8 protein-coding genes are annotated in these 8402 nt (G+C 42.5%); 5 read left to right on the top strand and 3 right to left on the bottom strand.

Annotated features, from left to right (window positions below; genetic code table 11):
• On the bottom strand, positions 1-1149 hold a 1149-nt coding region (locus PX482_RS13700), incomplete at its 3' end, for an HhoA/HhoB/HtrA family serine endopeptidase (protein ID WP_288122553.1).
• Positions 1150-1535: 386 nt separating this feature from the next.
• Between PX482_RS13700 and PX482_RS13695 the strand changes: the two genes are divergently transcribed.
• From PX482_RS13695 to PX482_RS13680, 4 genes are all read left to right on the top strand, one after another.
• The gene (locus PX482_RS13695; RefSeq protein ID WP_002762107.1) at positions 1536-2444 is read left to right on the top strand and encodes an FkbM family methyltransferase; all 909 of its coding nucleotides are present in this window, start codon (positions 1536-1538) and stop codon (positions 2442-2444) included.
• A 102-nt stretch (positions 2445-2546) separates the two neighbouring features.
• Positions 2547-3884 (top strand): Mur ligase family protein, encoded by a 1338-nt coding sequence (locus PX482_RS13690; protein ID WP_002762109.1) that lies wholly within the window; start codon positions 2547-2549, stop codon positions 3882-3884.
• Between the two features lie 195 nt (positions 3885-4079).
• The gene (locus tag PX482_RS13685; protein ID WP_002762112.1) at positions 4080-4883 is read left to right on the top strand and encodes a type 1 glutamine amidotransferase; all 804 of its coding nucleotides are present in this window, start codon (positions 4080-4082) and stop codon (positions 4881-4883) included.
• Between the two features lie 76 nt (positions 4884-4959).
• Positions 4960-5880: a hypothetical protein gene (locus PX482_RS13680; protein WP_043999357.1), complete on the top strand. Its 921-nt coding sequence runs from the start codon at positions 4960-4962 to the stop codon at positions 5878-5880.
• Between the two features lie 87 nt (positions 5881-5967).
• Here PX482_RS13680 and PX482_RS13675 read toward each other — a convergent pair whose 3' ends face one another.
• Complete coding sequence (locus tag PX482_RS13675; RefSeq protein WP_002762116.1) at positions 5968-6711, bottom strand: cupin domain-containing protein; 744 nt, start codon at positions 6709-6711, stop codon at positions 5968-5970.
• A gap of 524 nt (positions 6712-7235) precedes the next feature.
• On the opposite strand from PX482_RS13675, the gene PX482_RS13670 reads away from it, so the two are divergent.
• Positions 7236-7607, top strand: a complete 372-nt coding sequence (locus PX482_RS13670) for a hypothetical protein (protein ID WP_002762118.1) — start codon at positions 7236-7238, stop codon at positions 7605-7607.
• Positions 7608-8271: 664 nt separating this feature from the next.
• Here PX482_RS13670 and PX482_RS13665 read toward each other — a convergent pair.
• On the bottom strand, positions 8272-8402 hold a 131-nt coding region (locus tag PX482_RS13665; protein ID WP_288023419.1), incomplete at its 5' end, for a transposase.

Here is an 8402-nt window from a genome sequence, read left to right as displayed (position 1 = left end):
GAGAGTTTGTTGTTTACCCCTGCGGTTAATCTCGATTTCCAGATTACCACCGATCGCACTGGTTTCTACACCTTGCTGCACATCGGCGGCGGTTTTAACGGGGTTTCCTGCCACAGTTTCGATGATATCACCCGCTTGCATTCCGGCTTTTTGAGCGGGGGAATTTTCCACCACTCGCAGGACGATTACCCCTTCATTTTGGTCAATATTAAAGTTTAATTCTTTAGTTTCGTTCAATTGCTGCCGTAATTCTGGGGTTAGCGTTACCATCTGGATGCCGATGTAGGGATGTTCCGCTTTACCCTTACTAGATAGCTGTCCCGCCACTTTTTGGGCGGTTTCGATGGGAATAGCAAACCCTAAACCCTGAGCATCGGCCCGAATTGCCGTATTAATACCGATAACTTCCCCCTTGGCGTTTAGCAAAGGACCGCCAGAATTGCCGGGGTTAATAGCGGCATCGGTTTGGATAAAACGAACCCGTTTATCGGGAACCCCCACTTCGCTGCTAGTGCGTCCTAGGGCGCTAATAATGCCCACTGTCACCGTATTATCCAGGCCTAGGGGATTGCCAATTGCGATCGCCCACTCCCCGGGGATTAAAGTTTCGGCCTTGCCAAAAGTCACCGTCGGTAAATTTTTCGCCTCGATTTTCACCAGGGCCACATCGGTCATATTGTCAACCCCCAGGACTTTACCTTGATGAGTTTGACCGTTTTTCAAAGTCACTTTTACTTGGGTTGTCCCTTCCACCACATGGGCATTAGTTAAAAGTAGTCCATCTGTACTGATAATAAACCCAGAACCGGTTCCCCGTTCCAAATGCTCCCTGGGAATCGGCACTTCATTACCAAAAAAGCGCCGAAAAAAGGGCTGTTTAAATTCTTCGGGAATTTGGTCGGCCACTTCCCGGGCCGAGTCAATCCGCACCACCGCCGGCCCGACTTTCTGCACGGCCTGGGCGATAAAATTAACATTGCCGTCGGTTTGGGGAATAACAGGAAGAGAGAGGGAAGCGGGGAGGATTGCCGGCGGTTTATTTACCTCTAGGGGTGCTTTTCTGCTTAAATACTGATTTCCTAGCACACCCACAGTACCACCTAGGGCGAGTAATCCCAGTGAAATCCCCAATCTTGTCAATAAACCCATAAGCTCTAGCCCTAAAATGTCGTGTGCGGTAGAATCGGCGCCAAACTTACCTACAATTATAGGCTGTCTTTTTCAAAGACGAACCCCTGGGGCAGATAAAGGCTTTTTGTATTTGATGGCAGTGGCAATCACTTTGATTAAGCTTTTCTCCTAAAGGTGAAGTGTAACCTATATTTGGCATCGTCTCCGCGCTCTGGTCTGCTTACTCCCCAAAAGGAAAATTTCGTATTCTACTATTAGGATAACCGCTGTAAGAATACTTCCCTGTAATCAAGGGGCTAAAACTTAACTCAGATGCTACATTTTCTGGAAATCTATTGGCTTTAAATATTGACAAAATTCTCGAAGCGTAATATGATGTTTTCAAATATTTCAAGGCTGAGTTTATGAATGATAATTTAAAGCTGGTTAATACACCTGAAGGTAAATTTTATTGTCTCGACCCGAAGACATCTAATTTATTGGAAAATCTGCGAGATTTGGCGAGTGCTTATCCCGGAATCGACGATAAAATGATTCATCCGGGGGATGTTTGCTTTGATATTGGTGCCAATATTGGCACTTTTTCAACTTTGGCAGCCCGTTTATCATCCCCTCAAGGCCGAGTATTTGCCTTTGAGCCTTGTCCAGAAACTCATCAAATTCTCTTGGAAAACCTGCGATTGAATAATGTTTCACATTTAGTACAAGTACAAACTGATGTTATTAGTGATACTCAAAAAAATTTTTCTATAAAAAAAGCCCCTAAAAACATGGGAGCTACCCGCTTTATTGAATCATCAGAGGTCGAGGGAGAACTATTTACTTCCACAACCTTAGATTTTTGGATAGAAAATAATTTGCATCTGAAACAATGTAATTTTATTAAGATAGATGTGGAAGGAATGGAGATTAAAGTTCTTCAGGGAGCCAGGAAGACCTTAAAACAGTATCACCCCATTTTATATATTGAAGTTTGTTTACCCCATTACGAAAAATATGGATTTAAAATCGAGCAATTGCAAGAATTTTTAGCAGAAATTGGCTACCATTTCTTTCGTTATTTCGCTCCTGCGCCTTTTCTCACTAGCGATCTACGTCGCCTTCATTCTCTTAACCAAGGTTCTTATTTTTATAATTTAATTGCCATTCACCCTAGCAGTCCTCGCTATCCTCAAAAATACAATTCTACACAAGAAGCTTTCCTGTTTATGATTCAGGAAAAATCAACAATTACTTATAGTGAATTACGCAGAAAATTTCCGATAATAACTACAATTAAAAAACTTGTTAGGGGAGAAAAAACGCCAGAATGAACTGAGATTTACCTCAACTGCGAGAGGAATTAGGGAACTTACCCCGTTTACCGGTCTTCTTTTAGGGGTAAAATCACGAAACAGCTATGAGAATCTCAGTTAATGCAATTGTTTGATCGCATCCGTTTAGGGATAGCCGTAGCGGTGGCTAAAACCGTTACTGCTGTGGTTAAAGGACTCCGTTTAGGGGCTGCCAGCGTCTTGCCGGGGGAAATTGCCCGTCGTCTCCATCCCCGTTTGTTACCGCTACTTTGTGGGCAAGTCCGACGGGGGGTAATCTTGGTGGTTGGCACGAATGGAAAAACTACCACTTCCCTACTCCTAAGAACTATTCTAGAGCGTCAGGGGGCAAAAGTCACCCATAATACCACTGGGGCAAATTTAATTAATGGTTTAATCACTGCTTTATTAGCCGATGCCAATTTATTCGGCACTTTAAAGGCTGATTATGCCATTTTAGAAGTGGATGAAAATATTCTCCCTTTGGTTTTAAAAGATTGTCGTCCTCGCGCTATTTTAGCTCTCAATTTGTTTCGCGATCAACTCGATCGCTATGGGGAAGTGGATACAATTAGTCGCCGTTGGCAAGGGGCCATATCTCCCCTACCCACCGATACTTTAGTGATTCTCAATGCTGATGATCCGACCCTTTCCCATTTGGGTCAACAACTGCCCCAAAGAGTTGTATATTTTGGCTTAAGTGAGCCGGAATTATATCTAGAAGAAATTCCCCACGCTGTCGATTCTATTTACTGTCCTAAATGTGGCGCTTCTTTGGATTATCGCGGAGTTTATCTCTCCCATTTAGGGGATTTTAGTTGTCCTAGTTGCGGCTTTAAAAAGAGTAGTCCTGCTTTTCATAGTCAGGATTGGCCGCAGATTTTAATCGGTGTTTATAATAAATATAATACTTTAGCGGCGGGTTTAGTAGCCCAGGAATTAGGGATTAAAGATCGAGAAATTTTTGAGACAGTTCAGGGTTTTAAAGCGGCTTTTGGTCGAGCGGAAGAATTAGAAATTGAGGGTAAAAAAGTTAGGATTTTACTGTCTAAAAATCCCGTGGGTATGAATGAAACAATTCGCGCAGTGGCTGATATTTTACAGAAAGAAAAGTCTTCTACTACTCTCTTAGTTCTCAATGATCGCATCCCCGACGGTACGGATGTTTCTTGGATTTGGGATGTGGATACGGAAAAATTAACCCGTTTGGGAACAACTTTAGTAGTAACGGGCGATCGACTTTATGACATGGCTTTACGCTTACAATATAGTCAGGATAGTCTCGCTTATCCAGTTAATTTAATTGTTGAATCTGATCTAAAAAAAGCGATCCAAATTGCCCTTAATAACACCAAAAATGAGGAAACTTTACATATTTTACCCACCTATTCTGCTATGTTAGAAGTACGAGAGATTCTCACGGGCCGAAAGATTTTGTAGAAATTAGAAAAGGGGGACATAAGCGCAAGCTTACACTAGCTTTTTTTGTGAGATGCTTACACGCAGTTGTTCAGATATTTGTAATAATTTTTGATATTTCTACAAACTTGAGATGCAGTCCGTCTCCTGTCTCCTGTCTCCTGTCTCCTGTCTCCTGTCTCCTGTCTCCTGTCTCCTGTCTCCTGATTAAAAATTATGCAAGAACTAGAACTAAAAATCGGCTGGTTATATCCGACCTTAATGAGTACCTACGGCGATCGAGGTAATGTTATTACTATTCAAAGAAGATGTCAATGGCGTGATATTCCTGTGACAATTATTCCCCTAGATGCTCAAACAGAAGCCGAGACATTTTATCAAGTAGATATAATTGTTGGGGGTGGGGCGCAGGATCGGCAACAGGAGATCGTTATGCGGGATTTACAGGGTAAAAAAGCGGCGGCGATGAAAGAACAATTATCGGCAGGAATACCGGGAGTTTTTACCTGTGGTTCCCCACAATTATTAGGACATTATTACGAACCAGCTTTCGGTCAAAGAATCGAGGGATTAGGATTATTAGACCTAGTAAGTAAACATCCCGGCCCCAATGCAAAACGCTGTATCGGTAACGTGGTTTTTGAAATTACTGCCTCCCCCTTAGCGGAGGAAATTAAAGCTATGACTGGGGAAAAACCGCTAGTAATTGGTTTTGAAAATCACGGGGGTCGTACCTATTTACAAACCGTTTCTCCTTTAGGAAAGGTGATTACCGGTTACGGAAATAACGGAGAGGACGGTTATGAAGGGGCATTTTACCACAATGCGATCGCCACCTATGCCCACGGTCCCTTACTACCCAAAAATCCCTTTTTAGCCGATTGGTTAATCGAAAAAGCTTTAGAACAAAAGTATCAACAAGCCATTTTTTTAACAAAACTTGATGATTCTCTGGCCCTGAAAGCAAGATTTGCCATGTTTGAACGACTAGAACTAACCGGCGTGACCAATAAAGCCTAAACTGGTCATATAGACTTATGGCAGGAGATAGTCAAACTAGCCATTAAGAATTTTAATTGTGGCAGCTCATGAAATTATGACTGGAAAAATTATTGATCGTCAAACGGCGGGGTTTCTCGTCCTCATCATCCCCCTAGCGGTGCTAATCATCCTTGTTTTTACCGCTTGGCCATTGATCCTACTTGTCTTCTTCTTAACTCTTGCAGTCAAGGTGTGGCAAGACTATCGCTGGTCAAAATTATCGACGGTGATTAACCCCTATTTCAATCAACTTTTACAGGACAATCAAGGTTGTCTCACCCCGATTGACCTATCGGCAAAAGCCAATCTCACGGCCAAATTAGCTAGACAATTTTTAGACAAAAAAGCTGAGGAATTTGGGGCGCAAAAAAAAGCTGTAGGCGATCAGGGTATGGCCTATTACTTTATCACCGCCAGTACCTTGGGTAGTATTTTTGATGAGAGTGACCCCTCTTTAGAAGAAATAGGGGAAAAACAAATTCCTGCGATTACTGCATCGAGATTCCCTCGGACCAATTTAGAGCAATCGCAGGAGACTAAATCCCCCCTGATTGTCGCCGAGAAGAGCGAAAATTCCGTCCCGGAGGTTCCTGTTATTTCCTCCTCCCAACCTCTGACTAATTTAGGTAAATTATTTGAGGAAAAAGAGGAAGAAAATACCGCAGCGATCGCTGTTCAAGAAACGGTAATTCAAGAACCGGAGGAGATAATTAATCCTAGTTTGAACAGTCCTGACAGTTCTTTATCCCAATCAGAATCAGAAGTTAGGGAAGAATCTCTAGCCTCTGTATCTGAAACCATCTCATCGATGAGTTTGGCGGATTTGGCTAAACGTTTAGGAGTTACCCCGGCCGTTTTGGGTAGAAACAAGAAAAATAAATCCGAAACAGAATTTGCCGATTGGAGTCGCATCAGAGATCCCGATGGTATTGCTTGGAAATTTGACGCAAAAAACTCCCTATTTGTGGCCAACTGATAGGTAATTTGTTTGGTTTTCTAGACAGGCTCAATGCCTGTCTTTTTTGGCTCTACGTCCGACCCTCGATCCCTATAGATGGTTACTTCAGGTTGCTTCAGGCTCTTGGAAATCATCACCGACCACAAATCTTGCGGTTGTATCAGTAACAGGATAGGTTTTAACGTAAATGAGACAACCTGTTGTTGAGGAAGGGCTGTAGGGGCAATTGGGGGGGTATCTTAGCCAACTGCCTACTGGATAACTACCTAACTCATCACTCCAGGTACCTTCAATGACAAAGATTTCTTTAATCTCAGTTTCGACAACATTCACCAACTGAGTGTTGGGCAGCCAACGCTCGATCCAGACTTTTTCTGAGAAATCTGCTTGCTCGTAGAGGTGTTGAACCTTAATGTCAGGCACTATACCTGCTTGCCAAGAGCCATTAAAAATGTTGGTTCTCACTTGTTGGCGAGTTTTACCACCATGTTGCCGCAATTTAACAAAAGTCAGGCATCCTTCCTCACTATAGGGGCGATGGATAAAGCCTTCGGGGTTAAGCATATAAGTACCCGGTGGATGCACCCCTGTTTCATCTGCAAAATTGCCTTCAAGCACCAAAATCTCTTCACCACCGGGATGTCCATGCAGCGGAAAAAAACCACCCGGATAGAATCGAGTCAGCATTGTTACTGGATGATCCTGGATTTCATGGTCAGACTCGAAACAGCCAAACCAAATTCCAGTAAAGTTTGTCTGAAACCAAGTTAATGATGTGGGAAGCACAGATACGCGGCTTAGTAAGTTTTCGTGAACTTTTTGGGGTTTCCACAGAGATTGAGCAGTCATCTTTCCTGAATTTTATTTTTTTGCGTCGAAAAATTATTTGGTATTATTCTTCTACCTAAGAATACTATGTAAGCAGTTATGCCTTCAAGTTTCCGAATTCATCTACTCTCATTAATAACTTCGGGACGGGAAATAGGCGGAACTCGATCGCGATGGCTTTTTAGTCCAGCTAACGGCTGAGTTATGCCGTGCTTCTCATCGACAAGAAGGTGATCGTCTTAATTCTTAAGCATAGCCGACAATCTCATGGAATGAACACTAGGATCGTTTCATTCTCTCAAATCCTTATCTGTAACGTTTTTAGTCGATTTATCGGAATAAGTAGGTAGGCGTTAAAAATTATCAGATTTCCCCCCTTATCAAGGGTAGGGTTGATTCATGAATCAACCCTACTATGAATTAACCCTAGGATTAAGGGGGGATCAAGGGAACGGTGATTCCCGACAACATCAGTGATTGAGTTTCCTGCTTTCATCCCCAAATAGTTGTGCTAGAATGGCGAAAAATTACCCCGATTGATAATTATGTTAGCCGAATTAGCCGCCGCCGAAATCGCTAAAATCGCCTTTGAAGCTGTTATCGGTAAATTAACGGAAGGAGCAATGGATAAAGGTGTAGAATTGTGGAAAAAAATTAAGCAAAAGTTACAAAAGGAACCCGCCGCCGCTCAGGTTTTAGCGGCAGCAAAACAAACCAAATCCGAGGCGATGATTGAACAGCAAGTGGTTCCTTTTTTACAGGTAGAAATGCTCAAAGACACCAATTTTGCCCAAGAAATCCAAACCCTAGCACAACAAATTATAGCGTTTCTGATTCACAAGAGGTACATTCCCGATCCTGAACAGCTTAATCAGCAAAGGTTTAAGTGTGCCGCACAGATGCGAGAACCGCTATAAACAAGTTATCAACAGCAGTAGGTTGGGTTGAGCAATAATAACTCTTGTCTGTCAAATATTAGCGACGCTTGAGCGAAACCCAACCACACCAATGTCGTCAAGAATGTTGGGTTTCTAACTGGGATTGGTGCGTTACGCTAACGCTAACGCACCCTACTGGATTGTTTCAGCTAATTTGGTGTATTAGAAAAATGCTATAAATTCTATAATCTAAGACTTTAAGCCGAAATCTATTGCCCTATTTTAGCTGAAACAATCCACTACAAGCTGGGAATTGATGACCCTCGGCGATTCGCGTCTGGAGAGGTAATGTTTCTCCCTCTACATTTATACTACCCCAGGAGAGTCCTCCCACAGAATCAATACCACTGGCTACTTGATAACGGATCCGGAACGGTTAAAATGAGATTATAAGTGATTCGGAGGAAAAAATATGTCATACTACGATAACTGTTTTGACCACATTACTGATCCTGTCCAACGAAATTCTGTTCGCCAGCAATGGTTACAGATGATTGACGGAGGTTTATCTGTTGCCGATGTTAGGATACTACTAGATAAGTACCCAGATTTTCGGTTGGCGAAGAGTTTCTTGCTACTTTGCCTGAGTTTAAAGATGTATTTGATAAGAATGTTTCGGCTCTTCGTTACCCTTTATGCTAAATCAACATACAAGATGCCAAGATAACATACTTCTAACCCAAAAATTCCGAAAGTTTCTAAAGCCATAGCCTCTCCGTTTTATTAGTTTAAGTTTATTGTTGATTCTCTCGACCACCCCATTCGTTGTCCTTC

Source organism: Microcystis sp. M53602_WE12, assembly GCF_030065455.1.
Taxonomy (GTDB): Bacteria; Cyanobacteriota; Cyanobacteriia; order Cyanobacteriales; family Microcystaceae; genus Microcystis; species Microcystis aeruginosa.
The sequence above is the reverse complement of the archived record's forward strand: the minus strand, read 5'-3'. Positions and strand labels throughout refer to the sequence as shown.

What these genes read in the sequence shown, in the direction of transcription:
- PX482_RS13685 (WP_002762112.1), top strand. Translation starts at nt 4,080, where the DNA reads ATGCAAGAACTAGAACTAAAAATCGGCTGGTTATATCCGACCTTAATG.
- PX482_RS13690 (WP_002762109.1), top strand. Translation starts at nt 2,547, where the DNA reads ATGCAATTGTTTGATCGCATCCGTTTAGGGATAGCCGTAGCGGTGGCT.
- PX482_RS13670 (WP_002762118.1), top strand. Translation starts at nt 7,236, where the DNA reads ATGTTAGCCGAATTAGCCGCCGCCGAAATCGCTAAAATCGCCTTTGAA.
- PX482_RS13680 (WP_043999357.1), top strand. Translation starts at nt 4,960, where the DNA reads ATGACTGGAAAAATTATTGATCGTCAAACGGCGGGGTTTCTCGTCCTC.
- PX482_RS13695 (WP_002762107.1), top strand. Translation starts at nt 1,536, where the DNA reads ATGAATGATAATTTAAAGCTGGTTAATACACCTGAAGGTAAATTTTAT.
- PX482_RS13675 (WP_002762116.1), bottom strand. Translation starts at nt 6,711, where the DNA reads ATGACTGCTCAATCTCTGTGGAAACCCCAAAAAGTTCACGAAAACTTA.